The 26,258-nt window shown below is 63.1% G+C and carries 20 protein-coding genes and 2 pseudogenes; 10 read left to right on the forward strand and 12 right to left on the reverse strand.

Features of this window, described 5'->3' with window-relative positions; genetic code table 11:
• Positions 1-68 precede the first annotated feature (68 nt).
• Positions 69-227: a hypothetical protein gene (locus ACXX81_RS08600; RefSeq protein ID WP_209982529.1), complete on the reverse strand. Its 159-nt coding sequence runs from the start codon at positions 225-227 to the stop codon at positions 69-71.
• A 203-nt stretch (positions 228-430) separates the two neighbouring features.
• Here ACXX81_RS08600 and ACXX81_RS08605 point away from each other — a divergent pair, with 203 nt between their 5' ends.
• The 4 genes from ACXX81_RS08605 to ACXX81_RS08620 all read left to right on the forward strand — a co-directional run bounded on the left by ACXX81_RS08605 (position 431) and on the right by ACXX81_RS08620 (position 9,312).
• Positions 431-2,419 (forward strand): alpha-1,4-glucan--maltose-1-phosphate maltosyltransferase, encoded by a 1,989-nt coding sequence (locus ACXX81_RS08605; protein WP_209982526.1) that lies wholly within the window; start codon positions 431-433, stop codon positions 2,417-2,419.
• 92 nt (positions 2,420-2,511) lie between these two features.
• Positions 2,512-5,859, forward strand: a complete 3,348-nt coding sequence (treS, locus tag ACXX81_RS08610) for a maltose alpha-D-glucosyltransferase (protein ID WP_458571508.1) — start codon at positions 2,512-2,514, stop codon at positions 5,857-5,859.
• Positions 5,856-8,093: a 1,4-alpha-glucan branching protein GlgB gene (glgB, locus tag ACXX81_RS08615; RefSeq protein WP_209982523.1), complete on the forward strand. Its 2,238-nt coding sequence runs from the start codon at positions 5,856-5,858 to the stop codon at positions 8,091-8,093. Before treS ends, glgB begins: the two co-directional genes overlap by 4 nt.
• Positions 8,094-8,145: 52 nt before the next feature.
• The gene (locus tag ACXX81_RS08620) at positions 8,146-9,312 is read left to right on the forward strand and encodes a GGDEF domain-containing protein (protein WP_458571509.1); all 1,167 of its coding nucleotides are present in this window, start codon (positions 8,146-8,148) and stop codon (positions 9,310-9,312) included.
• Between the two features lies 1 nt (position 9,313).
• On the opposite strand, the gene ACXX81_RS08625 is transcribed toward ACXX81_RS08620, so the two are convergent.
• Together ACXX81_RS08625 and ACXX81_RS08630 are read right to left on the reverse strand one after the other, a co-directional pair.
• Complete coding sequence (locus ACXX81_RS08625; protein ID WP_458571510.1) at positions 9,314-11,503, reverse strand: ATP-binding protein; 2,190 nt, start codon at positions 11,501-11,503, stop codon at positions 9,314-9,316.
• A gap of 171 nt (positions 11,504-11,674) precedes the next feature.
• Positions 11,675-12,526 (reverse strand): CAP domain-containing protein, encoded by an 852-nt coding sequence (locus ACXX81_RS08630; RefSeq protein WP_231423373.1) that lies wholly within the window; start codon positions 12,524-12,526, stop codon positions 11,675-11,677.
• 173 nt (positions 12,527-12,699) lie between these two features.
• On the opposite strand from ACXX81_RS08630, the gene ACXX81_RS08635 reads away from it, so the two are divergent.
• The gene (locus tag ACXX81_RS08635; protein ID WP_322213854.1) at positions 12,700-13,368 is read left to right on the forward strand and encodes a GNAT family N-acetyltransferase; all 669 of its coding nucleotides are present in this window, start codon (positions 12,700-12,702) and stop codon (positions 13,366-13,368) included.
• Positions 13,369-13,463: 95 nt separating this feature from the next.
• On the opposite strand, the gene ACXX81_RS08640 is transcribed toward ACXX81_RS08635, so the two are convergent.
• A complete protein-coding gene (locus ACXX81_RS08640; RefSeq protein WP_458571511.1) occupies positions 13,464-14,567 on the reverse strand; it encodes an alanine racemase in 1,104 nt (367 codons plus the stop codon).
• A gap of 70 nt (positions 14,568-14,637) precedes the next feature.
• Between ACXX81_RS08640 and ACXX81_RS08645 the strand changes: the two genes are divergently transcribed.
• The gene (locus ACXX81_RS08645; protein WP_231423376.1) at positions 14,638-15,264 is read left to right on the forward strand and encodes a helix-turn-helix transcriptional regulator; all 627 of its coding nucleotides are present in this window, start codon (positions 14,638-14,640) and stop codon (positions 15,262-15,264) included.
• Here the strand turns inward: ACXX81_RS08645 and ACXX81_RS08650 are convergent.
• Positions 15,252-15,632 (reverse strand): RidA family protein, encoded by a 381-nt coding sequence (locus tag ACXX81_RS08650; RefSeq protein ID WP_209982509.1) that lies wholly within the window; start codon positions 15,630-15,632, stop codon positions 15,252-15,254. The two genes, ACXX81_RS08645 and ACXX81_RS08650, sit on opposite strands and share 13 nt — an antisense overlap.
• Positions 15,633-15,818: 186 nt before the next feature.
• Between ACXX81_RS08650 and ACXX81_RS08655 the strand changes: the two genes are divergently transcribed.
• Positions 15,819-16,337 (forward strand): sigma-70 family RNA polymerase sigma factor, encoded by a 519-nt coding sequence (locus ACXX81_RS08655; protein ID WP_458571512.1) that lies wholly within the window; start codon positions 15,819-15,821, stop codon positions 16,335-16,337.
• Positions 16,334-17,248 carry a FecR domain-containing protein gene (locus tag ACXX81_RS08660; protein ID WP_458571513.1) on the forward strand — a complete coding sequence of 305 codons (915 nt, stop codon included), beginning with the start codon at positions 16,334-16,336 and terminating at the stop codon, positions 17,246-17,248. The genes ACXX81_RS08655 and ACXX81_RS08660 overlap by 4 nt, the downstream gene beginning before the upstream one ends.
• Here ACXX81_RS08660 and ACXX81_RS08665 read toward each other — a convergent pair.
• A pseudogene (locus ACXX81_RS08665) lies at positions 17,245-17,355 on the reverse strand (ABC transporter ATP-binding protein); the annotation flags it as partial. The gene ACXX81_RS08660 and the pseudogene ACXX81_RS08665 sit on opposite strands and share 4 nt — an antisense overlap.
• A 174-nt stretch (positions 17,356-17,529) precedes the next feature.
• On the opposite strand from ACXX81_RS08665, the gene ACXX81_RS08670 reads away from it, so the two are divergent.
• Positions 17,530-17,745 carry a TOBE domain-containing protein gene (locus ACXX81_RS08670; protein WP_003173733.1) on the forward strand — a complete coding sequence of 72 codons (216 nt, stop codon included), beginning with the start codon at positions 17,530-17,532 and terminating at the stop codon, positions 17,743-17,745.
• Positions 17,746-17,806: 61 nt separating this feature from the next.
• Here ACXX81_RS08670 and ACXX81_RS08675 read toward each other — a convergent pair whose 3' ends face one another.
• Positions 17,807-18,946 (reverse strand): MalY/PatB family protein, encoded by a 1,140-nt coding sequence (locus ACXX81_RS08675; RefSeq protein ID WP_458571514.1) that lies wholly within the window; start codon positions 18,944-18,946, stop codon positions 17,807-17,809.
• Between the two features lie 168 nt (positions 18,947-19,114).
• Between ACXX81_RS08675 and ggt the strand changes: the two genes are divergently transcribed.
• Positions 19,115-20,839, forward strand: coding sequence for a gamma-glutamyltransferase (ggt, locus tag ACXX81_RS08680; RefSeq protein ID WP_458571515.1), 1,725 nt, complete (start codon positions 19,115-19,117; stop codon positions 20,837-20,839).
• A gap of 819 nt (positions 20,840-21,658) precedes the next feature.
• Here the strand turns inward: ggt and ACXX81_RS08685 are convergent.
• The 5 genes and pseudogenes from ACXX81_RS08685 to ACXX81_RS08705 form a co-directional block, all read right to left on the reverse strand.
• Positions 21,659-23,182, reverse strand: coding sequence for an FAD-dependent oxidoreductase (locus ACXX81_RS08685; RefSeq protein ID WP_458571516.1), 1,524 nt, complete (start codon positions 23,180-23,182; stop codon positions 21,659-21,661).
• An 85-nt stretch (positions 23,183-23,267) separates the two neighbouring features.
• Positions 23,268-23,804, reverse strand: coding sequence for an AAA family ATPase (locus tag ACXX81_RS08690; protein ID WP_231423409.1), 537 nt, complete (start codon positions 23,802-23,804; stop codon positions 23,268-23,270).
• Positions 23,801-24,364, reverse strand: a complete 564-nt coding sequence (gene pnuC, locus ACXX81_RS08695) for a nicotinamide riboside transporter PnuC (protein ID WP_209982497.1) — start codon at positions 24,362-24,364, stop codon at positions 23,801-23,803. The genes ACXX81_RS08690 and pnuC overlap by 4 nt, the downstream gene beginning before the upstream one ends.
• 86 nt (positions 24,365-24,450) lie before the next feature.
• Positions 24,451-25,185 (reverse strand): methyl-accepting chemotaxis protein, encoded by a 735-nt coding sequence (locus ACXX81_RS08700; RefSeq protein WP_416195179.1) that lies wholly within the window; start codon positions 25,183-25,185, stop codon positions 24,451-24,453.
• A gap of 123 nt (positions 25,186-25,308) precedes the next feature.
• Positions 25,309-26,085 (reverse strand): annotated as a pseudogene (locus ACXX81_RS08705) (cache domain-containing protein); the annotation flags it as partial.
• Between the last annotated feature and the right edge of the window lie 173 nt (positions 26,086-26,258).

A 26,258-nucleotide genomic window follows, 5' to 3' on the forward strand; every position in this document is an offset into this window, starting at 1 on the left:
CAAGGTCCGCTTGCGCAACCCGGTTGCGTAGTCTGCGCAAGCGAATGCGGAACACCGCGTGGAAAGCCTCAAAGAACCACTGGCGGTTCACCTCCAGGCGGCTCCTGCACCGGTGGCGGCTGGTTTTCCGGCGGTTCCTGTTCAGGAACCGGCGGCGGTTCAACAGGCGGTAACGTTGGGTCGTCAATATTGGGGTCGGGTGTTTCAGCCGGAATCGGAATAGTCATGGTGTGGCCTCCTTTGTGCTTTGCTCCAGCGGTGGACAACCGCGTGGCGGATTTGATTCCCGCCCGGTGGCGGCATATCCGCCTGAACTTTTCTCTCGCACACAGGCTCGGACCTAAGACGGCTCCGCTCAGGGAGAGCGCCGCCGTATCAGAATTCGGATCAAGCAAAAGAGCGTCCACAGGGCGTAAGGGGAAGATGCTCGATGACTGCTGAAACACTGGCTTCAGATAACTGCGCATTACCATTGTCCCAGGCCTTGCTGCTGCCCAGGATCGCCATTGAAGACACCACGCCCGTGATCGACGGCGGCGAATTTGCCGTAAAAGCCGTGGTGAACCAGCGCGTGAACGTCACCAGCAAGGTGTTTGCCGACGGCCACGACAAGCTGGCTGTATTGATTCGCTGGCGCCCGTTGCACGAAGAAACCTGGCACAGCGTGGTGATGGCCGATGTTGGCAACAACGGCTGGGAGGGCGCGTTTACCGTTACCGAGCAAGGCCCGCATGAGTTCTGCATCGAAGCCTGGATCGATACCTTCGCCAGTTTCTGCTATGAACTGCGCAAGAAGCACGAAGCCGGTGTACCGGTCAGCCTCGAGCTGCAGGAAGGCCGCAGCCTGGTGCTGCAGGCTGCCGAGCGCAGTGACAACGAGCTGCGCGACCGTCTGATGCTGCTGCACCACGAACTCTCCGGCCTGCTGGAAACCGAGCAGGTTGCGCAGTTCCTGCACGAAGACAGTGCACACCTGATGACCCAGGCCGACCACCGCGCCTATCTGAGCATCAGCACCGTCTACCCGATTGATGTGGAACGTGAACGTGCGCAGTTCGCCAGCTGGTACGAGCTGTTTCCGCGCTCGATCACCGATGATCCGGCGCGCCATGGCACCTTCAACGATGTGCACTCTCGTTTGTCGATGATCCATGACATGGGCTTCGACGTGCTCTACTTTCCGCCCATCCATCCCATTGGCCGCAGCCACCGCAAGGGGCCCAACAATTCACTGCATGCCGGCCCCGATGACCCCGGCAGCCCGTATGCCATCGGCAGCGAGGACGGCGGTCACGAGGCGATTCACCCGCAACTGGGCAGCCGTGATGATTTCCGCCGCCTGGTGAAGGCCGCCGCCGACCATGGCCTGGAAATCGCCCTCGACTTCGCTATCCAGTGCTCCCAGGACCACCCATGGCTCAAGCAGCACCCGGGCTGGTTCAACTGGCGCCCGGACGGCACGATCAAATATGCGGAAAACCCGCCGAAAAAGTACCAGGATATCGTCAACGTCGATTTCTACGCCGCCGACGCCATTCCCGGCTTGTGGACAGAGCTGCGCGACGTTGTGGTGGGCTGGGTGGAAGAGGGCGTGAAGACTTTTCGCGTCGACAACCCGCACACCAAGCCGTTGCCGTTCTGGCAATGGCTGATCAGCGATGTGCGCGCCAAATACCCCGAGGTGATCTTCCTTGCGGAAGCCTTTACCACGCCGGCGATGATGGCGCGCCTGGGCAAGGTCGGCTATTCCCAGAGCTACACCTACTTCACCTGGCGCAACACCAAGGCCGAGTTGAGCGAGTATTTCACCCAGCTCAACCAGTCGCCGTGGCGTGAGTGCTATCGGCCGAACTTCTTCGTCAATACGCCGGACATCAACCCTGGCTTTCTGCACGAATCCGGCCGTCCGGGCTTCCTGATCCGTGCCGCGCTGGCCACCATGGGCTCGGGCCTGTGGGGTATGTATTCGGGCTTTGAGTTGTGCGAAGCGGCACCCGTGCCCGGCAAGGAAGAGTACCTGGACTCGGAGAAGTACGAGATTCGCCCGCGCGACTTCACCGCGCCGGGCAACATCATTGCCGAAATCGCCCAACTCAACCGCATCCGCCGCCAGAACCCGGCCCTGCAGACACACCTGGGGCTTAAGCTCTACAACGCCTGGAACGACAACATCCTGTATTTCGGCAAGCGCAGCGAAGATGGCAGCAACTTCATCCTGGTGGCGGTCAACCTTGATCCGTTCAACGCCCAGGAAGCCCACTTCGAATTGCCGCTATGGGAAATGGGCCTGCCGGACGATGCGCAGACCCAGGGCGAGGACCTGATGAACGGCCATCGCTGGACCTGGTACGGCAAGAGCCAGTGGACCCGTCTCGATCCGCAGATGCCGTTTGGGATCTGGCGCATTACCGCGTCTTAAGCCTGCCGAGGTCAAAGGTGGGAAGGAGCTTGCTCCCTCCCACATTGACCGGATTGCGTCAGCCCGTTTTTTCGAGTTTTCAGGAGTGTCCAATGGCGAAGAAACCCAAGGCAGCCACGTTCATCAAGGATCCGCTCTGGTACAAGGACGCGGTGATCTACCAGGTTCACGTCAAATCCTATTTCGACTCCAACAATGACGGGATCGGCGACTTTCCCGGGCTGATCGCCAAACTTGATTACATCGCCGATCTGGGCGTCAACACCATCTGGCTGTTGCCGTTCTATCCCTCGCCACGCCGCGACGACGGTTACGACATTGCCGAATACCGTGGCGTGCACAGCGACTACGGAACCATGGCCGATGCCCGGCGCTTCATTGCCGAGGCGCACAAGCGCGGGTTGCGGGTCATCACCGAGCTGGTGATCAACCACACCTCCGACCAGCACCCCTGGTTCCAGCGTGCGCGCAAGGCCAAGCCCGGTTCGGCCGCGCGGGATTTCTATGTCTGGTCCGATGACGACCAGAAGTACGACGGCACCCGCATCATTTTCCTCGACACCGAAAAGTCCAACTGGACCTGGGACCCGGTCGCCGGTCAATACTTCTGGCACCGCTTCTATTCGCACCAGCCGGACCTCAACTTTGACAACCCGCAAGTCATGAAAGCCGTGCTGTCGGTGATGCGCTACTGGCTGGACATGGGCATCGACGGCCTGCGTCTGGACGCGATCCCCTACCTGATCGAGCGCGATGGCACCAACAACGAGAACCTGCCGGAAACCCACGGCGTGCTCAAGCAGATCCGCGCCGAGATCGACGCGCATTACCCCGACCGCATGCTGCTGGCCGAAGCCAACCAGTGGCCTGAAGATACACAGCTGTATTTTGGTGACAAAAAAGGCGACGACGGCGACGAATGCCACATGGCCTTTCACTTCCCGCTGATGCCGCGCATGTACATGGCGCTGGCCCAGGAAGATCGCTTTCCGATCACCGATATTTTGCGCCAGACCCCGGAGATCCCGGCCAATTGCCAGTGGGCAATTTTCCTGCGCAACCACGACGAGCTGACCCTGGAGATGGTCACCGACAAGGAACGCGACTACCTGTGGAACTACTACGCCGCCGACCGCCGCGCGCGTATCAACCTGGGTATTCGTCGGCGCCTGGCGCCTTTGATGGAACGCGACCGCCGCCGCGTCGAGTTGCTCAACAGCCTGCTGCTGTCGATGCCCGGCACGCCGACCCTGTATTACGGTGATGAAATCGGCATGGGCGACAACATCTACCTGGGCGACCGCGACGGTGTGCGTACGCCCATGCAGTGGTCCATCGACCGTAATGGCGGCTTCTCCCGCGCCGACCCGGCGAGTCTGGTGCTGCCGCCGATCATGGACCCGCAATACGGCTACCAGTCGGTCAACGTCGAGACCCAGGCCCAGGACCCGCACTCGCTGCTCAACTGGACGCGGCGCATGCTCGCAGTGCGCAAGCAGTCCAAGGCGTTCGGTCGCGGCAGCCTGAAAATGCTCTCGCCGAGCAACCGTCGCATCCTCGCCTATACCCGCGAGTTCACCGGCGAGGACGGGCGCACGGAAATCATATTATGCGTGGCCAACGTGTCACGCAGCGCCCAGGCGGCGGAGCTGGACCTGTCGGCATTCGCCGGCATGGTCCCGGTGGAGATGCTCGGCGGCAACGCGTTCCCACCGATTGGCCAACTCAACTTCCTGCTGACCCTGGCGCCGTACGGCTTCTACTGGTTTGTGCTGGCCGCCGAGAATCAGATGCCCAGCTGGCATGTCGAGCCGGCGCAGAGCATTCCCGACTTCACCACTTTGGTACTGAAAAAACGCATGGAAGAATTGCTCGAAGAACCTTGCCGCAACACCCTCGAACACGACTCACTGCCGCTGTGGCTGCCCAAGCGCCGCTGGTTTGCCGGCAAGGACGCCACCATCGACAGCGTGCACATCGCTTACGGCGTGCGGTTTGGCGACCCGGAACATCCGGTGTTGCTCAGCGAAATCGAGGTGAGCAGCGGCGGGCAGGTGAGCCGTTATCAGTTGCCGTTCGGTTTGCTGCGCGAAGACCAGTTCACCAGCGCCTTGCCCCAGCAATTGGCCCTGGCCCGCGTGCGGCGCACCCGCGAGGTAGGTTTGGTAACCGATGCGTTCAGCCTCGAGCATTTCATTCGTGCGGTGATCCAGGCCCTGCAGGCCGGCAGCGTGCTTGACAGCAGCGACGGTGCCCTGCGCTTTGCAGCGACCCCGCACCTGGACGCGCTGCAACTGAGCAGCGACGTATCGGTTCGTTACCTCTCTGCCGAGCAGTCCAACAGCTCGGTGGTGGTGGGTGAACGCCTGGTGCTCAAGCTGATCCGCAAAGTCAGCGCCGGGGTGCACCCCGAGCTTGAAATGAGCGCTTACCTCACCGAGGCCGGCTACCCGAATATCTCGCCGCTGATGGGGTCGATGATTCGGCGTGACGCTGAGGGCGAGGACAACCTGCTGATGATCGCCCAGGGTTACCTGAGCAACCAGGGCGATGCGTGGAGCTGGACCCAGAACAACCTGGAGCGAGCGATCCGCGACGAACTGGCCGAGGCCATGTCCGATCAGGAGCAGCATTACAACGCTCTGGGCGAGCTGGCGGACTTTGCCGGCCTGCTCGGCCAGCGTCTGGGCGAAATGCACGGCGTGCTGGGTGCGCCCACTGACAACAAGGACTTCAGGCCAGAAACCACCTCGACCAAGGACACCCAGGCCTGGGCCAAAGACGTGGGCGCGCAGATCGAACGCGCCCTGCAATTGCTCAAGCTCAACCAACATCAGTTGAACCCCGCTGAGCAGACGCTGGTCAGTGAACTACTGGCGCAGAAAAAAGCCATCGGCAGCCAGGTCCAGGCATTGGCGAAAGCCACGTTGGGCGGGCTGCGCATTCGCGTGCACGGTGACTTGCACCTGGGCCAGGTGCTGGTGGTGAAGGGCGATGCCTACCTGATCGACTTCGAGGGCGAGCCGGCAAGGCCGCTGCATGAGCGGCGCGGCAAGCACAGCCCCTACAAGGATGTGAGCGGTGTGTTGCGTTCGTTTGATTACGCGGCCGCCATGGCGCTGAACGTGCAGGGGGTGGATCACTCCCCCGAAGCGGACCTTGCGCGCAAACGCGTGACCGATCGCTACCTCAAGGAGGCGCGCCAGGCATTTATCCAGGCCTATGAGGCCGCTGCGTCTACACTGGCGCATGACTGGCAGGACGCCAAGGGCCAGGACGCCGCGCTGACACTGTTCAGCCTGGAGAAAGCTGCGTACGAAGTGGCTTACGAAGCAGAAAATCGCCCGACCTGGTTGGCGGTGCCATTACAAGGCTTGCACGCATTGTTGAGCGGGCTTGCCCCTATATCGAAAACTGCACGCGGTGGGGAGACGTCATGAGTTATATCAATAAAGAACCGCTGCAGCCCAAGTTGACTGCAATGCCGGCGTCCAGAGACGTTGAAGCGCTGGTGCGCGCCGAGCACCCGGACCCGTTCTCGATTCTGGGCCCACATGATGATGAGCAGGGCGGGCAATTCATCCGCGCGTTCCTGCCCGAAGCCCTGAGTGTGCAGGTATTGACACGCGACGGCGGCGAATCGATCGGCAGCCTGGAGGCGACTCAGGTGCCGGGCCTGTTCATCGGGCACTTTGCCACGCGTCAGGATTACCTGTTGAAAATCCAGTGGGCCGGCGGTGAGCAGATCACCGAAGACCCCTACAGCTTCAGCCAGCTGCTGCTCGGTGAAATGGACCTGTACCTGTTTGCCGAAGGCAATCACCGCGACCTTGGCAGTTGCCTGGGCGCCCAGGTGACCAGTGTCGACGGCGTGCACGGCGTGCGATTTGCCGTGTGGGCGCCAAACGCCCGGCGCGTGTCGGTGGTGGGCGATTTCAATATCTGGGACGGTCGCCGTCATCCGATGCGCCTGCGGCATCCGTCGGGCGTGTGGGAACTCTTTATCCCGCGCCTGCAGCCGGGTGCGGCTTACAAATACGAGATTCTCGGCGCCCACGGCATCCTGCCGCTCAAGGCCGACCCCATGGCCCTGGCCACTCAGTTGCCGCCCGACACCGCGTCCAAAGTGGCGCCACCGCTGCAGGTGGATTGGCAGGACCACGACTGGATGCAGGCGCGCCCCGACAAGCAGAAACCCTCGGCGCCGCTGTCGATCTACGAGCTGCACGTGGGCTCCTGGCAGTGTGAGCTGGACGAGGCGGGTGAGGTTTCGCGCCAGTACGGCTGGCGTGAACTGGCCGAGCGCCTGATTCCTTATGTGCAGGAATTGGGCTTCACCCATATCGAGCTGATGCCGATTATGGAGCACCCGTTTGGCGGTTCGTGGGGTTATCAGGCGTTGTCGCAGTTTGCACCGAGCGCGCGGTTTGGCTCGCCGGAAGATTTTGCGTACTTCGTCAACGCCCTGCACCAGGCCGATATCGGCGTGATCCTCGACTGGGTACCGGCGCATTTCCCGACCGACACCCATGGCCTGGCGCAATTCGACGGCACCGCGCTGTACGAATACGCCAACCCGCTGGAAGGCTTTCATCAGGACTGGGACACGCTGATCTATAACCTGGGCCGCACCGAAGTGCACGGCTTCATGCTGGCGTCGGCGCTGCATTGGCTCAAGCATTTCCACATCGACGGTCTGCGCGTGGATGCGGTGGCATCGATGCTCTACCGCGACTATTCGCGCAAGGCCGGTGAATGGGTGCCCAACCGCCACGGCGGGCGGGAAAACCTCGAGGCCATCGACTTTTTGCGCCACTTGAACGACGTGGTCGCCCTCGAAGCGCCTGGCGCGCTGGTGATTGCCGAAGAGTCCACGGCCTGGCCTGGCGTCAGCCAGCCGACCCAGCAGGGCGGTCTGGGCTTCAATTACAAGTGGAACATGGGCTGGATGCACGATTCGCTGCATTACATCCAGCAGGACCCGGTCTACCGCGCCCATCATCACAATGAGCTGAGCTTCGGCCTGGTGTATGCCTGGTCCGAGCGCTTCATTTTGCCGATCTCTCACGATGAAGTGGTGCACGGCAAGCACTCGCTGATCGACAAGATGCCCGGCGACCGCTGGCAGAAATTCGCCAACCTGCGGGCCTACCTGAGTTTCATGTGGATGCACCCGGGCAAGAAACTGCTGTTCATGGGTTGCGAGTTCGGCCAGTGGCGCGAGTGGAATCACGATCAGCAACTGGACTGGTACCTGCTGCAGTACCCGGAACACCGGGGCGTGCAGAAACTGGTGGGCGATTTGAACCGCCTGTACCGCGAGGAACCGGCGCTGCACGAGCAGGACGACGCGCCGCAGGGCTTCCAGTGGCTGATCGGCGACGACGCCATCAACAGCGTTTTTGCCTGGCTGCGCTGGAGCAAGGACGGCAAACCGGTGCTGGTGGTGGCCAACTTTACCCCGGTGCCCCGTGAGGGCTACACCGTGGGCGTGCCGTTTGCCGGGCGCTGGAGCGAGGTGATCAACAGTGATGCGGACACCTACGCAGGTTCCAATTTTGGCAACGGCGGTGGCGTCTTCACCCACGATGAGGCACGCCATGGGCAGCCGGTGTCGCTGTCGTTGAATCTGCCACCGCTGGGCGTACTGATTTTGCGCCCTGAGTTGAGTTAAAAGGCTCTACCGTGCTGGATTCAGTTGTCCAGGCTAGTGGCAGGGTGCCACAATGGCGCCTTTGTCATGGCAGGCGGAGCGGGCAGCTTTCATGAATGGCCTAGGGCGTGGGCAGGACCAGGATGGTTTTATCGAAGAGCAGGTGCGAACCGACCGTTTGCATCAGCTTTTTCGCCAATCCTTTTCCGCGATTTTCGGCAGCTACATGGCTGCCGTCATGCTCTGCTGGCTGTGTTGGGACCGTTTTGATCATCGCGTCATGCTCATATGGCTGGTGGCGCTGGCGCTGACGTCGCTGCTGCGGGTCAAGATGTTCACCGACTGGTTCCGTTGCCCCAACAGCGAGCGCACCCCGCAACGCTGGGAGCACCGTTACTGGATCACCCTCATTCTCTCGGCCGCCGTATGGGGCGCTGGTGCCTTTGCGCTGATGCCCACCGACGACCGTCTGTCACAAGTGCTGATCATGCTCTTTACCGTGGGCATGTCGGTAAGCGCAGTGTCCTGTTACTCGGTGTACCGCTCCATGACGCTGGTGTCCATCGGCCTGGTGTTGCTGCCTTGCACACTGTGGCTGCTGCTGCAGCCGTCGCCCATGCAGGTGGGCGTGGGCATCGCCGTACTGGTGTTCTCCTCCTTTGTAGTCAGCGCCACGCGCAAGTTGTCCGATGCGCTGGAAAAAGCCTTCCGCCTGACCCGCCAGATGGAGCGGGCCCACAGCATCTCCACGCGCGCCGCACAGACCGACGAACTCACCGGCCTGATGAATCGCCGCGCGTTTTTTGAACATGCCCATGTGCTGTACGCGCAATGCCGTCATCAGCAGCAGCCGTTGTGTGCACTGATGATGGACATGGACCACTTCAAAGCGATCAATGACACCTACGGCCATCAGGCCGGCGACCAGGTGTTGCGCCAGATCGGCGGGGTGATCAGCACTTCGTTTCGCCAGGCCGATGTGTATGGCCGCCTGGGCGGCGAGGAATTTGCGGTGCTGTTGCCCAACACGTCACTGGAAACCGCTCGGGCCATCGCCGAACAACTGGTGAAGGCGGTTGCGGGACTGGCGTCCGAGCCGGTGCATGGCCTTACCGCCAGCCTGGGCCTGGCCTCGACCCAGGCCCAGGACCTCGACCTGCACGGTTTGATGAACACCGCCGACAAGGCGCTGTACCGCGCCAAGGCCATGGGCCGCAATCAGGTGGCCGTGGCGGAATAGCTCATTCCTGGGCCAAGGCCCTGGCCAATACCCGCGCGACCTGGTCGGCGGAGTAGGGCTTGGGCAGGAATTCGAAGCCTTCGTAGCCGCTGTCCGCCAGCTCGTCGCTGTAACCCGAGGTGAGTACCACCGGCAACTCCGGTCGCTGCTGGCGCAGCATCTTCGCCATGGCCACGCCGGTGATGCCCGGCATCACCACGTCCGAGAAGATCGCGTCGAACACCATGGCGTCGGCGCCCACCAGCGCCAGTGCCTGTTCAGCGTCGGTGGCCCAGGTGGTTTGATAGCCCAGGTCCTGGAGGATCTGGTTGGCGAAGCGGCCCACCTCCAGGTTGTCCTCCACGATCAGCACATGGCGCAGGGCGTTGTTCTGAATCAGCGTGAGCGGCTGTTCTTCGGCAGGCGGCTGCGCTCGCGCTTCGCCTTCCACCTGCGGCAGGTACAGGGTAAACACCGTGCCTTGGCCCGGCGTGCTGGCCACATCGATATTGCCGCCCGACTGCTTGGCAAAGCCGAACACTTGCGACAGCCCCAGGCCAGTGCCTTTGCCCACCGCCTTGGTGGTGAAGAAGGGCTCGAAGATGCGCTCGCAGTTGTCGTCGGCAATACCCGCGCCGGTGTCGGCCAGGGACAGGCTGATGTGCGGCTGGCTCGATGAGGCCTCCCCACGGATGCGCGGCAGAGGCTGATCGCAGGCGACCTTGAGGCTCAGCGTGCCCTGGCCGTCCATGGCATCGCGGGCGTTGAGGGCGATGTTGATCAGCGCCGTTTCGAACTGGCTGGGGTCGATGCGCGCGTAGCAGGGCTGGTCAGGCAGCTCGACGCGCACATGAATGCGTGCGCCGGTGACGCTTTCGAGCATCTCGCCGATGCTGCGCACCCGCTGGCTCACGTCGAAGACTTCCGGGTTGAGCGGTTGGCGCCGGGCAAAGGCGAGTAACTGGCTGGTCAGCTTGCTGGCGCGTTCCACGGTGTCGGATACCGCACCCATGTAGCGCTGGCGACGCTCTTGCGACAGGCCGGGCTGGCGCAGAAAATCCACCGATGAGCGGATGATTGTCAGCAGGTTGTTGAAGTCGTGGGCCACGCCGCCGGTCAACTGGCCGATGGCCTCCAGCTTTTGCGATTGGCGCAGCGCGGCTTCGGCCTGGGCCAGCGCCAGGGTGCGTTCTTCCACGCGCTGCTCCAGCGTCGCGTTCAGCTCGGTGTAGGCAGCCAGGCCTTCACGCACGGCGACGTCGGCGCGCACGCGCTCGATATGGGCCCATGAGCGTTCGGTGACTTCGACCAGCAGGGCCAGGTCATAGGTCGACCAGAAGCGCGCCTGCCTGTCGTGTACGGCCATCAACGCAGTGAGTCGGCCATCCTTGATCAGCGGCATGCAGATGGTGGCGGTCACGCCCAAGGCCTGGAAGTTGACGGACTCGTGGGGCGGCAGTTCTTCCAGGTTGTTGCGGATCACCAGCGGCTGGCCGGCGCGCAGGCAGGTAACGGCCCGTTCACCGAAGTCAGCCAGGCGGTAGCGGCCGAGGATACTTGGCATACCCTGCGCCGACCATTCGCCACGGAGGGTGAAGCCGTCTTCGTCCGCATCCATGTCGGCATAGGCGCAGATGGACACCTGCAGGTGTTCGGCCAGCAGCTGCGTAGTGGACGTCATGATCGTCTGGGCATCGGTTGCGCTGGTGACGCTGCGGCCGATGGCTTCGAGCACCGTCAGACGGCGGGCGAGGAATACCGTGGGGGTGGTTTCAGTCACGGTGTCGAGCATGCCGACCACGCGGCCCTGGGGGTCGCGGATCGGGCTGTAGCAGAACGTGAAGTACGCCTGCTCCGGCATGGCTTCACGTTCAATCACCAGGGGAAAGTTTTCGATATAGGTGGCATGCCCCTCGAACGCGTCGGCGACGATGGGGCTGATATCGTCCCAGACTTCATGCCAGATCTCGTTGAATGGCCGGCCCAGGGCCTCGGGCTTGTTGCCGAGAATAGGCGCAAACGCATCGTTGTAGAGCGTGATCAGCCGGGGGCCCCAGATAATCGCCTGGGGAAAGCTGGAGGCAAAGCACAGCGCGACGGTGGTCTTGAGCACGTCCGGCCATTGATCAGGCGGCCCCAACGGCGTACTGGCCCAGTCATGCTGGCGTACCCGCTCAGCCATGCCGCTGCTGCCCTGAAGCCAATTCATCATCGGGTCAACACCTTATCTGCCACGGTTCGAGTATTGCCTGAAATGTCAGGTCGCCAGTTACAGACCTGAACGATCGTCGCCAGTTCAGCGCAATTGTCTACTAGGTGGCACTTTGATGCTCTATCCAATCGGATAGAGAAACATCAGGTTTTTTGGGCCGCCGCCCAAGGGTCACTGGGCGGCAAATACGGCGGTCCAGTAAATGCCCGCGTCGCTTTTCGGGTCCATCGCATAAGCGGCGCCCAGTTCGCGAAATTGCGGGTTCATCAGGTTGGCGCAATGGCCGGGGCTGGCGAGCCAGCCGTCGACCACCTTGCGCGGCGTATCCAGGCCAGCGGCGATGTTTTCGCCGATGTTTTTTGCGATATACCCGGCCAGTTCGGCGCGGTCGCCAGGCGTGCGCCCGTCGTGGTCCAGGTGATCGAAGAAGTTGCCGTTGGCCATGTTGCGTGTATGGCTGTTGGCGGCGCTGGCCAGGGTGTCGTTCCACGACAGTGGCGTGGTGGCGGCAAATGCCTGGGTGCCGCACTGGCGCGACTGTTCGCGCGCGGCGTTGATCAGGTTGAGCACTTGCCGGCCTTCGGTCTGCCAGTCGCCCAGGCCGCTGGTGAGCAGCGGACGGGCGAGCACGATGCGCCAGTCCTGGCCACTGTTGCTCACGCCAATATCGACAAATTGCGGGTCCAGCACCACCCGGCAGAAACTCTCACGCACCGCCTTCATCGCCGCCTGGGCATCCCTGGGGCCGGACAGGCTGATGGCCTGCACATTCACCATCGGGTAGGCCGCGCGGGCCAGGGCCTGCTGCAGATCGCCGACATTGTTGGCCGGCAGCACCAGCCGCGTATCGCTGGCCAGCGGCGGCAGTTCCTGGGAACCCTGGTCGCCGCAGCGCTGCACCTGGCTGCGGTACTCGTTGATCTGTTGCACCAGCTGACTTTCTTCATTCGCCATCGCGCTGGCGCAGAACACCGTACTGGCGGCCAGCGTCGTGAGACCCATCATCAATGACAGAACGCGCATGGACGTTAACCCTTGAACTTGAAAGTGCCCATGATGCGCGATGTAACCCGGTCTGGTGCAACGCCTTTTTTGTTTTTTTGCGTCAGCGGTTGTTTGCGCACGGCGTGCGGGCACTGACCGGGCGGCTACGGGTACAATCGCGCCAGTCTTGAAGCGAAGCCCCAGGAATGTGCATGTTCAGCCTTACCCGCTACACCACGCCGTGCCCCGAGCCGGTCAACAGCCAGATTCTGCAGATGGTGGTGGACAACCTCACCGACATCAGCAGCGTTGCGTTGCCGCCGAGCAATCTGCTCTACAACCTCTATCAGTACGCCATCGGTTTTGAGGTGCACCTGTACCTTGAGGCCTTGTCGGGGGAGAAGGGCATTGCGGTCGAGTTGATCGTGGCCACCGACGATAGCGAGCCGGAAAAGGTCATCGGCTTTCTGCTGTACCTGCCGGTGAAGAATGACCCCGAGGCCTGCGGCGTGGCCTTTATGGCCGTGCAGGCCGGCTGCCGACGCCAGGGCGTGGCGCGCGCGATGATGGGTGAGGTGCTGGCGCGTTATCCGCACGTGGAACTGGGGTGTGCGGTTGAGAAGGTTGCGGTGTTTGCCGCCATGGGGTTTCAGGTGCTGGGCGGGCGCGGAACGCAGGTGGTGATGAATACCCGCGATTACCGCACGGATGGGTTGATGGGGGTGCTGGATGTGGCGTCCATCTATGGCTCGCTGGAGGTGCGGCAGATTCATGCGTATCTGCTTCAGAAGCATGGCAAGCGGGCGATGGTGGATGCGGAGAAGCAGCGGGACCGGCATTTGGATCAGTTGGAGCACAAGGTTCGGTTGTTTTTGGGGTAGTGGGATTGGATCAAATGTGGGAGCGGGCTTAACTGACTGGCATTAAGGCAAGCCAGCTTCCACAAACATCGAGTCAGATTGATGGGATTGTCGTTCTACCAGCCTCGCAGGCGGGGCCAGTCCTGGCGTTGGCCGTTTTCCAGCAGTGCGCTGTAGCTGCCGAACTGGGCGCCTGTCGCGCAGGCGTGGTTGGGCAGGATGCGCAGGCGTGTGCCGAGTGGAAAGCGGGTGACCACGTCGAGGTCGTGGTGCGCGAAGTGCGCTACGCCATGTTCCTGGTTGGCGCTGCCCAGCAGTAATCCGGTGATGGGCTCGCCGTGCTCATCACAGACCTGGCCATAGCCGAAATCCTGCTGTTGGGATTGAGTGCCACGGTCGCGGCTCATGGCCATCCAGCCGCCATCGGTGATGATCCAGCCCTTTTCCGGCTGATGGCCGATGACCGTGGTGAGCACGCTCAAGGCCAGTTCGTCGAGGCGGCATACGCCGATGTTGTGCATTACCAGGTCGAAAAACGCGTACACGCCGGCGCGCAGTTCGGTGACGCCGTCCAGGTGCGCCGCCGACAGCGCAGTGGGCGTGGAGCCGACGCTGACCTGGGGGCAGGGCTGACCGCTGGCGCGAATGCGCTCGGCGGCCTCAACGCAGCGGGCGCGTTCCTGTTCGGCGATGGCCTGCAAGGCGTCGGGCGTGTCCAGGCCGTAGCTTTCCCCGGCATGGGTGATGACCCCGGCGAGCCTGTCGCCGAGCACGGCGGCAATCTCCAGCAAGAGCGGGGCCTGCGGCTTGACCCCGGAGCGGTGGCCGTCGCAGTCGATCTCGATCATGACCGCGAAGGTCGCGCCGTGTTCTTTGCCGAAATCGACGATGGCGCTGGCGCCGGCAAGGCTGTCGGTGATCAGCGTCAGCGCGCAACCACGGCGCCACAATGCCAGCGCCTGGGGCAGTTTGTGCGGGGCAATGCACACGGCGTAGAGAATGTCCTCGATGCCCAGCGCGAAAAAGTACTCGGCTTCCTTGAGCGTCGACACGGTGATGCCGCGAGCGCCGGCGGCCAGCTGCGCGGCCACGACTTGCGCGCATTTATGGGTTTTGACATGGGGGCGCAGGTGCACGCCCAGGCTGTCGGCGCGCTGCTGCATGCGCTGGATATTGCGCTGCAGTTTGACCGTGTCGAGCAGTGCGGCAGGGGTGTCCATGGTTGCAGCTCCACAAAAGGGGACGGCGGCCAAATTGACGGCCTGTCCAGGACTGGATATGTTGTCTTGCATGAAAAACCTCTCTATCGAACACACTCACCTGATCAGCCAGCTCGAACAGATTGCCGAAGGCTTGAGCAAGACCTTCAGCCCCTTCTGCGAAGTGGTGCTGCACGACTTGCGCGACCCACAGCACGCGATCCTGGCCATCCATAACAACCTCTCCGGGCGCCAGCCCGATGACCCGGCCACCGAGCTTGGGCTGGCGCGGATTGCCGACCCCGATTACCCGCAAGTCATTGCCAACTACCAGAACCAGTTTCGCGACGGGCGTCAGGTCAAAAGCACCTCGATCGGCATCAAGGACACCAGCGGCCAGTACGTCGCCGCCTTGTGCATGAATGTCGACCTGTCGCTGTTCCGCGGCTTGCAGGGCATGCTCGAACAGTTCAGCAGCGTCGGCGATGACACACCGGGCGAATCCCTCGACCCCTCCGGCGCAGATGTCATCCGTGCGCGCATCGATCAATTCGCCGCCCGCCTGGCCACCACCCCCCGCGCGCTCAAGGCTGCTGATCGCCGCGTGCTGATGCAGGAGCTCAAGGACTCGGGCTGCATGGACGTGCGCCGGGCCATGGAGACGGTCGCGTCACACCTGGGCGTGTCGCGCGCGGCGGTCTACACCTACGCCAAATAGCGCGCCACCGCTTCGATTTCGATCAGATAACCATGGTGCAACTCCGGCACCGGCACCACCGCGCGGGCAGGGCGATGCTCGCCCAGCGCGGCGGCGTAGAGGCGGTCGAACTCCGGCCAATGCGCGATGCCAGTGACATACACCGTGACCTTGAGCAAATCCGCCGGGGTGCCGCCGCTGGCGTGCAAGATGGCCAGCAGATTGCCCAGCGCTATCTGCGCCTGTTCGGCAAATGACGCCGAGAAGTTATGGCCGCCGTCCGGGCTGACCGGCAATTGTCCGGAGATATACAGCGTGCCGTTGTGGCCCACTGCCTGAGCATAATGACCTGCGGGCGCAGCGGCGTCTCGGGTGTGGACAGTCTTCATGGGGCCTCGCCGATCAAGGTGGTTATCGAGCTTTTGGATAAAATATCCACAACAAGACAAATAGTAAAGACAACTTTTCCAGGCCGATTTCTAAACAACCTGTTTAAAAGATCGTGGTGTGCCAGCACGATATTAAATAGAATGAATCTCATTTGAGACTCAATCGCGCCGTGCAGGTGGTTTGCCATGAATGATGCCGTTGTCCCCACGCACGCCCCCGAACCAACCTTGTCGAGCCTGTATCGTGATCATCGCAGTTGGCTGGAAGGCTGGCTGCGGCGGCGCCTGGGCAATGCCTGGGATGCTGCGGACCTGAGCCAGGATACGTTCCTGCGGGTATTGGCCAGCGCGCAGCCGATTGCGCAGATGCAGGAGCCGCGCGCGTACCTGGTGACGGTCGGCAAGCGGCTGCTGGTCAACTTTCATCAGCGGCGCAGCCTGGAACAGGCGTATCTGAATACTCTGGCCAGTTTGCCGCCAGCCTGCGTACCGTCGCCCGAACAGCGCTGGCTGCTGCTGGAAACCCTGCAGGCCCTGGACGAACTGCTCGACGGGCTGCCTGCGCCGGTGCGTCGTGCCTTCCTGTGGAGCCAGCTCGAGGGCCTGGGCTATCGCGAGATCGCCGAGCGGCTGCAGGTGTCTGAGCGCACGGTGAAGCGCTACATGGCCCAGGCCTATGAGCATTGCCTGCTGGTGGACGAATGAGTCGCGAGGTCGCGCGGGCAGCGGCGCACTGGTTGGCGTTGGTGGAGTCGGGCGCGGCCACCGAGGGTGATCATGCCGCCTTGCAGCAATGGCGCGACAGCCATCCGCAACATGAACAGACCTGGCAGAAAGCGCAGTCCCTGCGTCAGCGTTTCAGCGAGTTGCCGCAGGCGCTGGCGCTGGCCAGCCTCGACCGTGCGCAGCCAGGTCGGCGCGCCGTGCTCAAGCGCGCCCTGGGGGTGGCGGTGCTGGTGCCGACCGCCTGGCTGATCAGCCGACAGTTGCCCATCGAGGCCTGGCGCGCCGACCTGCATACCGCCACCGGCGAACGCAGGCGCCTGCCCCTGGCCGAGGGCGCCAGCCTGCAACTCAATACCGCCACGGCGGTGGATGTGGACCTGGCGCGGCGGCATCTCACCCTCGTCGAGGGCGAGCTGGCGTTGAAGGTGCCGGGGCCGTCAGCCCTGCAGGTGCAGACGCGCTACGGGCAGTTGAGGGTCAGCCAGGCCGAAGTGTGTGTGCGGCAACTGGCGAGTGGTTGCCGGGTGTCGGTGCTGCAGGGCGCGGTGCAGGTGCGTGACCTGACGGGCCAGATGACGACGTTGCACAAGGGTGAGCAGGCCCTGTGGAGTGCGGTTGGCGTGGGGCGCACGGCCCCGTTCGATGTGACGCAGCCGGACTGGCGCGACGGTGTGCTGACCGCGCAGAACCAGCCCTTGGGCGACTTCCTGCGTGAGCTTGAGCGTTACCGCCCAGGCGTGCTGCGCTGGGACCCGCGCCTGGAAGCCTTGCGGGTCACCGGCAGTTTTCGCCTGGAAGATACCGACCGTATCCTCAACCTGCTGGCGCAAACCCTGGGGTTCGAGGTGCAGGCACGCACGCGGTTCTGGGTGACATTGACCGCCGTCTAGATCACATGGGCCTGCTGCAACTCGGTCAGGGCCTGCGCCTTGAGCCGGGCCAGCAGCGGGTCACGGCGGTCCCTGGGGTGTGGCAACTGCACCGCCAGTTCCTGCCTCGGCGGGCACAACAAGGCAGTTTGTTGATCAGGTGTTGGCAGGCGAACAGTTCTTATATATCCATATCGAATAAATAAAGAGTTATATATTCCTTTTGATTTATTGGTTGATAGCGCATTTTGAGGGCCTGCGCATTCGTGCGGATTGACCCAACAGCCAACAGGAAAGCCGACATGACCATTAAAGCGATCAACGTGCGCAACCAGTTCAAGGGCGTTATCAAAGAGATTCTGCTGGGCGAAGTGGTGTCTGAAATCGACGTGCAGACCGCGTCCGGCATCGTCACGTCAGTGATCACCACCCGTTCGGTGCGTGACCTGGAATTGAAGGTGGGCAGCGAAGTGATTGCATTCGTGAAATCGACGGAAGTGTCCATCGCCAAATTGTGAGGGCCTGCACCCATTGATGCAGGCGCTCACCGCAACAGGAGCTCACAGAGGTTCACGGGTTTTAGCGCAAGGCCCGTTCCATACGCTGCAGGCCTTCCTCGAGCATCGACCGTGGGCAGCCGAAGTTCAGCCGCACGAACTGCTGGCTGTCATCGCCGAACTCAATACCGGCGCTCAAGCCTACCCTGGCCTGTTCCAGAAAGAACCGCTGCGGGTCTTCCAGGCCGAGGGCGCTGCAATCCAGCCAGGCCAGGTAAGTGCCTTGTGGCGCGTGCATCCTGACGCCGGGCAAGCGCGTGTTCACCGCGTCCAGCAGGTAGTCGCGGTTGGCTTGCAGGTACTGCTTGAGTGCGTCCAGCCACTCGCCGCATTGGCTGTAGGCGGCGCGGGTGGCTTCCAGGCCCAGGGGGCTGACGCTGTCGACCATGCCGCAACGGGCGTTGTTGAAGTGTTCACGTACCTGGGCGTTCTGCACCACGGCGAAACAGGTCTTCAAACCGGCCACGTTGTAGGCCTTGCTGGCCGACATCAGGGTAATGGTGCGCTGGGCAATCTCGGGGCTGAGGCTGGCGGTGGGAATGTGGCGGCGGCCGTCGAAGCACAGCTCGGCGTGGATTTCATCGGAGATGATCAACGCGCCGTTTTCCAGGCAGGCGTTGGCCAGTGCCAGCAGTTCTTCGCGGGGGAACACCTTGCCGATCGGGTTGTGCGGGTTGCTCAGCAGCAGGGCGCCGGCACCCTTCAGCGCCTCGCGCATGGCGGGCATGGGCGTGACGTATTCGCCGTCGACCAGCACGAACGGCACTTCGATGCGCGGCAGGTTCCAGTGGCCGGGCGCCAGGCGGATCGGCCGATAATTGGGGGTTTGCAGCACCACCGGCTGGCCCGGTTGCACAAAGCCGTGCAGCGCCATATTGAAGCCGGGCTCGACGCCGGGCAAAAACAGCAGCTCTTCAGGCTGGACGCGCCAGGCGTACTTGACCCACAGGTCGGCGATGATCGCCTCGCGCACGTCCGGGCCGGCCACGCTGTAGCCGAGCACCTGCTGGTCGAGCCGCGCGTGCAGGGCTTGCAGCACGGCCGGTGGTGCGGCGATGTCCATGTCGGCGATCCACATCGGCAAAACGTCGTGCGGGTAGCGGTTCCACTTGGTGCTGCCGGTGCCGAGGCGGGAGTGGATCGTATCGAAATCAAAGCTCATGGGCGGGCTCGTATCAGGGGGGCGGACAAACAATGGCGGCGATTCTAGCGCAGGCGCGAGCACGCAGGTTCTATCCCCGACAGGTTCTGTACTAAAAACGCCACCGCGCTGGGGATCGGCGCCGGGAAGGGCTAATTTGGTGCATCTCAATCAGCCGAGTATCCATGGATGAATTACCAACCCTTCAGCCGCACCTTGATCGCTACCGCCCTCGTCTTCACCGTCAGCGCGGTGCAGGCCGCCTCCCAGGCCCCGGTCGGCGGTGAAAACGGCATGGTGGTCACGGCCCAGCATCTGGCCACACACGTGGGCGTGGATGTACTCAAGGCCGGCGGCAACGCGGTGGACGCGGCCGTGGCCGTCGGTTATGCGCTGGCGGTGGTGTACCCGGCCGCAGGCAACCTCGGCGGCGGCGGCTTCATGACCGTGCAACTGGCCGACGGCCGCAGGACCTTCCTCGATTTTCGCGAAAAAGCACCGCTGGCGGCCACCGCCAACATGTACCTCGACAAGGACGGCAACGTCATTGACGGCCTCAGCGCCAAAGGCCATCTGGCTGTGGGCGTGCCCGGCACCGTGTCCGGCATGGAACTGGCGTTGAGCAAGTACGGCACCCTCAAGCGCGCCCAGGTGATCGCCCCGGCGATAAACCTGGCGGAAAACGGCTTTGCCCTGGAGCAGGGTGATATCGACCTGCTGCACACCGCCACCGGCGAGTTCGAAAAGGACAAGGACCTGCGCGGCATCTTCCTGCACAACGGTCAACCGCTGCAGGTCGGGCAGAAGCTGGTACAGAAGGACCTGGCCAGGACCCTCAAGGAGATTTCCGCCAAGGGCAGCGACGGTTTCTACAAGGGCTGGGTGGCCAAGGCTCTGGTGGCGTCCAGCCAGGCCGGCAAGGGCATCATCACCCAGGCCGATCTGGACAATTACAAAACCCGCGAACTGGCGCCCATCGAGTGCGATTACCGCGGCTACCATGTGGTCTCGGCGCCGCCGCCAAGCTCGGGTGGCGTGGTGATCTGCCAGATCATGAACATCCTCGAAGGCTATCCGATGGCCGAGCTGGGCTATCACTCGGCCCAGGGCCTGCACTACCAGATCGAAGCGATGCGCCACGCGTACGTGGACCGCAACAGCTACCTGGGCGATCCGGATTTCGTCAAAAACCCTATCGCCCACCTGCTGGACAAGGACTACGCCGCCAAGCTGCGTGCCGCCATCGAGCCGCAAAAGGCCGCAGACTCCCAGGCGATCAAACCAGGCGTGTCGCCCCACGAAGGCAATAACACCACCCACTATTCCATCGTTGATCAGTGGGGCAATGCGGTGTCCGTTACCTACACCCTCAACGACTGGTTCGGGGCCGGCGTGATGGCCAGCACTACCGGGGTGATTCTCAACGATGAAATGGACGACTTCACCGTCAAGGTGGGTGTACCGAACATGTACGGCCTGGTGCAGGGTGAAGCGAATGCCATTGCACCTGGCAAGGCGCCGCTGTCGTCGATGAGCCCGACCATCGTGACCAAAGATGGCAAGGCGGTGATGGTGGTGGGTACGCCGGGTGGCAGCCGCATTATCACGGCGACCTTGCTGACGATCCTGAATGTGATCGACTACAGGATGAACATTCAGGAAGCCGTGGACGCGCCGCGTTTCCACCAGCAGTGGATGCCGCCGGCCACCAACCTCGAGACTTTCGCGGTCAGCCCGGACACGCGCAAGATCCTTGAAAGCTGGGGTCATACGTTTGCCGGCCCGCAGGACGCCAACCACCTCGCCGCGATCCTGGTGGGCGCGCCGTCACTGGATGGCAAGCCGGTGGGGAAAAACCGCTTCTATGGCGCCAATGACCCGCGCCGCAATACCGGGCTGTCGCTGGGTTACTGACGGGAGCCCCTTGGCCAGCGTGTTTGACGGGGCGCTCCAGATCAAAAGCAAAAGCGCGGCGGCCTGAGAGCCGACCGGAATAGGGGCGTGTAAACACGATCAAATGTGGGAGGCTCCGCCAAGTCTTCGACTTAGCGCTGTCGCGCAGCAAACTGGAGCCTCTGTGGCGAGCGGGCTTGCCCCGCGTTGGGGTGCGAAGCGCCCCCCATCGAGCAAAACGCGGTGTACCTGATACGGCTCAGCGTCTGGTTTTGGGGCTGCTGCGCAGCCCAACGCAGGACAAGCCTGCTCGCCACAGGGAATCTGCGCTTGTGGGCTTATTGTGGCGAGCGGGCAAGCCCCGCGTTGGGGTGCGAAGCGCCCCCAATCAAGCAAAACGCGGTGTACCTGATATGGCTCAGCGTCTGGTTTTGGGGCTGCTGCGCAGCCCAACGCAGGACAAGCCTGCTCGCCACAGGGAATCTGCGCTTGTGGGCTTATTGTGGCGAGCGGGCTTGCCCCGCGTTGGGGCGCGAAGCGCCCCCAATCAAGCAAAACGCGGTGTAACTGATATGGCTCAGCGTCTGGTTTTGGGGCTGCTGCGCAGCCCAACGCAGGACAAGCCTGCTCGCCACAGGGAATCTGCGCTTAATTGAACGGCATTAGGGCTTGCCCCGCGTTGGGGTGCGAAGCGCCCCCAATCAAGCAAAACGCGGTGTACCTGATACGGCTCAGCGTCTGGTTTTGGGGCTGCTGCGCAGCCCAACGCAGGACAAGCCTGCTCGCCACAGGGAATCTGCGCTTAACTGAACGGCATTAGGGCAAGCCCGCTCCCACAGGTCAGTGCTGGGTCTGACGGATCAGTTCAAGCGCTTCGGCCTTGCCCAGCGGTTGCCGCATGCGCCGGGAAAGACGCGCCATGGCCTGCTGATACTGGCAGGCGATCACCGCCTCGACCTGATCGTCGCGGCAGAGCAGGGCGATGAAGGTGTGGCGTTGCAGGTCGCCTTCCAGGTGCAGGCGGTTCCAGTGTTGCGCACGCCCGAGCACCTCGAAAGTCTTGCCGAAGTGGTAAGTCCAGAAGAACGGCACGTCACTGAACGCCTGCGTATCGCCGAGCATGTTGCGCGCGGCCAGCACGCCCAGTTGCTGAGCCAGGCGCCAGTGTTCGATGCGCACCGGCAGCTGTTGCCAGGCGAAGGTGACATTGTCGCCGGCGGCCCACAAACCCGGTGCCAGTTGCAGGTGAGCGTCGGCGCTCAGTGAGTCGTCATCCGCATGCCTGACGCCGTGAACGAAAGCGGTGGCAGGCTTGACGCCGACGCCCATCAGCACCAGGTCGGCGGCCAGTCGCTTGCCGTTTTTGAGCAGCACGGTGCTGACGGCGCCATGACCGTCGAAGCGCTCGGGCTCGGTGTTGCTGTGGAAGATCACCCCGTTGTCTTCGTGCAGTTGGCGCAGGGCCGCGCCGATACGCCGGCCCAACGGCGCCGCCAGCGGTATCTCGTGACGACTGACTACTTGCACCACCAGCCCGCGCTGGCGCAGCGCCGAGGCCGCTTCGAGACCGATGAAACTGTCGCCGATTATCACTGCGCATGCGCCTGACTGCGCGGCGTTGGCGATGCGCGCGGCGTCGTCGCGGCTACGCAGTACGAACACGTTACTCAGTACCGCGCCAGGGATGTCCAAAGGCTGTGCTGCGCCGCCGCTGGCAACCAGCGCAGCGTCGTAGTCGAAGCGGCGCCCGTCCACCAGTTCGATGCATTTGCCGGCGGCGTCCAGGCGTTTGACCTCGCCGTGAATGCCGAAGTCGGCGAAGCTGTGTTCCTCCAGCAGCAGCGGGGTGTCTTCAGCGGCCATTTCCCCGCTGATCACGAATTTGCTCAAGGCCGTGCGGTCGTAGGCGGGATTCGCTTCGCGGTCGATCCACAGCAGGCGTCCGGCGAACCCTTCGCGTCTCAGCGTGGCCACGGCCGCTGTGCCCGCAGCGCCCGCGCCAATGACTGCGAAGCAGCGCGCGTCGAGGCGTGGAGCCGGCGGTTCAGCCGCAATGGGCTGGTCGCCGACGCTGACCACGCCGGCATGCACCTGCACCGGGTATTGCCTGAGTCCGACCAGTGCCGGCGGTTCCATGACGGCGCCGCTGTCCACGGCAAAGGCGGCTTTGTGCCAGGGGCAGATCAGGTGCCCGTTGCAGATCACGCCGTCTTCCAATGGCGCGCCGGCGTGGGGGCAATCGGCCTGGAACGCACGCACCTGGTCGCCAATACGCACCAGCAACAGCGGGTGTGCCGCCGTTTGCACCCGGACGGCACGGTTTTCGGGCAAATTGATCAGGCGGGCAACGATACGCAGGTTCATGGGCCAGTCTCCTTTAGAAGGTTGACTGGCGATGCGGCAGGCGGACTGCGTCGGCCCGATAGTCGGTAGGCGAAGCAACCAGCGCCTAGGGGCGAGGTGGCTGATCCAGCAATTGATGGACGGCGGCGAATGCCTCGGCGCGGCGTGCTGCCCATTGGCCGCGAATCACCAGGGCGGGCTGGCGGTGCCGTTCGATCCAGTCCAGGCTGCTCTGGAAAAACGCGCGACGGTCCGCCAGTGCCGGCTGACAGCGCTGGCCGTCGGCAGTCCAGTCGACGTCTTCGGGGGACAGCAGCAGGTGCAGGTCGTAGTGACGGGCCAGCAGTTCTTCGTCCAGCCAGGCGGGGCAGTCGCCGAACAGGGTAAGGCTCCACAGCTGGTTGGTCAGCAGGTGGGTGTCGAGGATCAACAGGTGCGGCTGCTGCGCGCGTGCCGCGTCTTCCCAGGCCAGTTGGCCACGGGCGATGGTCGGTATGTCGGCAAAGGTAGTGTCGCGCTGGTGGTGATCGATAAAGTGGCGCACGTATTCACCCACCATCAGCCCGCCAAAATGCCGATGCAACTCCGTAGCCAGCCAGCTTTTACCGCTGGACTCAGGGCCCGCCAATACCACCACCTTCATGGGCGCAACGCCGGGTCGGCGCGCCATTCACGCCAGCCTTGCACAGCGATCACGGTGAACAGCGCGTAGAGCGCGGCCGTGAGGTAGAGGCCTTTATAGAGAAACAGCCCGACGAAGATCACATCCACCGCTATCCACAGTGGCCAGCATTGCACGCGTTTCTGCGCCATCCACATCTGCGCCACCAGGCTGAAGCCGGTGAGGGCGGCGTCCAGCCAGGGCTGCGCGGCATCGGTCCAGTGCGCCATGGCGGCGCCGAGCAGCAGGCTGCCAAGCGCGCCAACCGCGAGGCTGACGAGGATTGCCGGGGCCTTGAGGCTGGTCACCTGGCGGCCCTGCCTGACTTCGCCGGCGCGGGTCCACTGCCACCAGCCATACACTTGCAGCGCGGCGTAGACCACTTGCAGCAGCATGTCGGAATAGAGTTTCACGTCGTAGAACACCCAGGTGTAGAGCAGCACCATCACCAGGCCGATGGGCCAGCACCAGGGGTTCTGCTTGACCGTCAGCCAGACAGCAATCACCCCCAGGGCGGCGGCGAACAATTCAAGCCCGGACATGGCGGTACCTTGGGAGCGTGGAAGAGGGCGGTGATTGTACCCAGAGGTCGCTGATCTACAAAACACAGCCACTCTACACGGTGACGCTAGATCCTGAATTGGCGCAGCAGGCTGTCGAGTTGTTCACTCAATCCGCGCAACTGCGCACTGGCTACGCTGGACTGTTGGGCCGCCAGCGCGGTGCTCTGGGAGAGCCCCGCTGCCTGCGTGACGTTCTGATTGATGTCTTCCACCACCTGCGCCTGCTGCAGGGTCGCGCTGGCGATCGACGCGTTGAGGCCGTTGAGGTTGTGCAGCGCCTGGCCGATGGCGGTAAGGCTGGCGCCGGCCCGGCCGGCCTGCTCGATGGTCAGTTGCGAGGCGCTGTGGCTGTCGCTGATGACCTTGACCGCCGCTTCCGAGTGGCCTTGCAGGCGTTCGATCATGGCCTGGATTTCGGCGGTGGATGTCTGCGTGCGCTGTGCCAGCAGCCGCACCTCATCGGCAACCACGGCAAAGCCACGGCCTTGCTCGCCGGCGCGTGCCGCTTCGATGGCGGCGTTGAGCGCCAGCAGGTTGGTCTGGTCGGCAATCGAGCGGATCACCTCCAGCACGCTGCCGATCTGCGTGCTTTCGCTGGAGAGGGTGCGAATCACGTCCACGGCCTGGCTGATGGTGCTGGACAGCTGGTCGATCTGCTGCAGGCTGCTGTCGATATTGACCTGGCCCTGTTGCGCCTGGGACTGGGCGTCGCGCATCTCGCTGGCGGCGTGTTCGGCGTTTTTCGCCACGTCCTGCACGCCGTAGGTGACTTCGTTGATCGCGGTGGCCACCAACTCCATCTGCTGCGACTGCTGCTGGCTGCGGTCATGGGCCTGACTGGCGTTGGTGCCCAGCTCCACGGACGAGTGGCCCAGAGCGTTGGCGCAGGTCTGCAATTGCCCCACCACCAGGCGCAGCTTGGCGGTAAAGCTATTGAAGTGTCGGGACAACTGGGTGACTTCGTCGCGCCCGTGGGTGTCGAGGCTGCGGGTCAGGTCGCTTTCACCGCTGGCGATGTTGGCCATGGCATTCACCGCCGCCTGTAACGGCTGCACGATGCTGCGCGCGATCAACAGCACCAGCAGCGCCATCACCAGCGCGATGCCCAGGCCGATCAGCGAGGCTTTCCACACCTGGCCCTTGAACTCGGCCTGCACGTCGTCCACGTACACCCCGGAGCCGATGATCCAGCCCCAGGGTTCGAACAGCTGGATGTACGAGGTTTTCTGCACCGGCGCTTCGGCGCCGGGCTTGGGCCAGCGGTAATTGACGATGCCGGCGCCCTTGGCCCTGGCCAGGCCCACGAACTCGTTGAACACCGCAAAGCCGTCCGGGTCGCGGATCGCCGAGAGGTTCTGGCCGTCGAGTTTGGGGTTGGCCGCGTGCATGATCATCACGGGCGTGAGGTCGTTGATCCAGAAGTAGTCGTCATGGTCGTAACGCAGGCCGCGCACGGCGCTCAGGGCCTGTTTCTGGGCGGCGTCGCGGGTCATCACGCCGCTGGTTTCGAGGGTGTGGTAGTAGGTGAGGATGCCGCTGGCGGTCTGCACCACGTGCTGGGTCTGCTGGCGCTTGGCCTGGTAGAGGTCGTCGTGGATCTGCTTGAGCATCAATACGCCGAGGGTCAGCAGCATCAGTACCGCGACGATCAGGATCAGCCACAGACGGCGGCTGATCGACATAGTGCGCAAACTGTTCATCGTCCTGTCACTCCGGGCTTTTTATAATTGTGGGTGTTGCATCGACATTTGCGGCGGGTCTGATAGGCTTTCGGCCCGTCAGCGCAAAACCTGAGTACTGACTGATTTTTCACGGATTTTTTGCAGCCCTGCAGTGCGTGTCTGCGCCGGGTCGTGTCGTCAATGAACCACTT

This window comes from Pseudomonas sp. GNP013 (genome assembly GCF_054343995.1).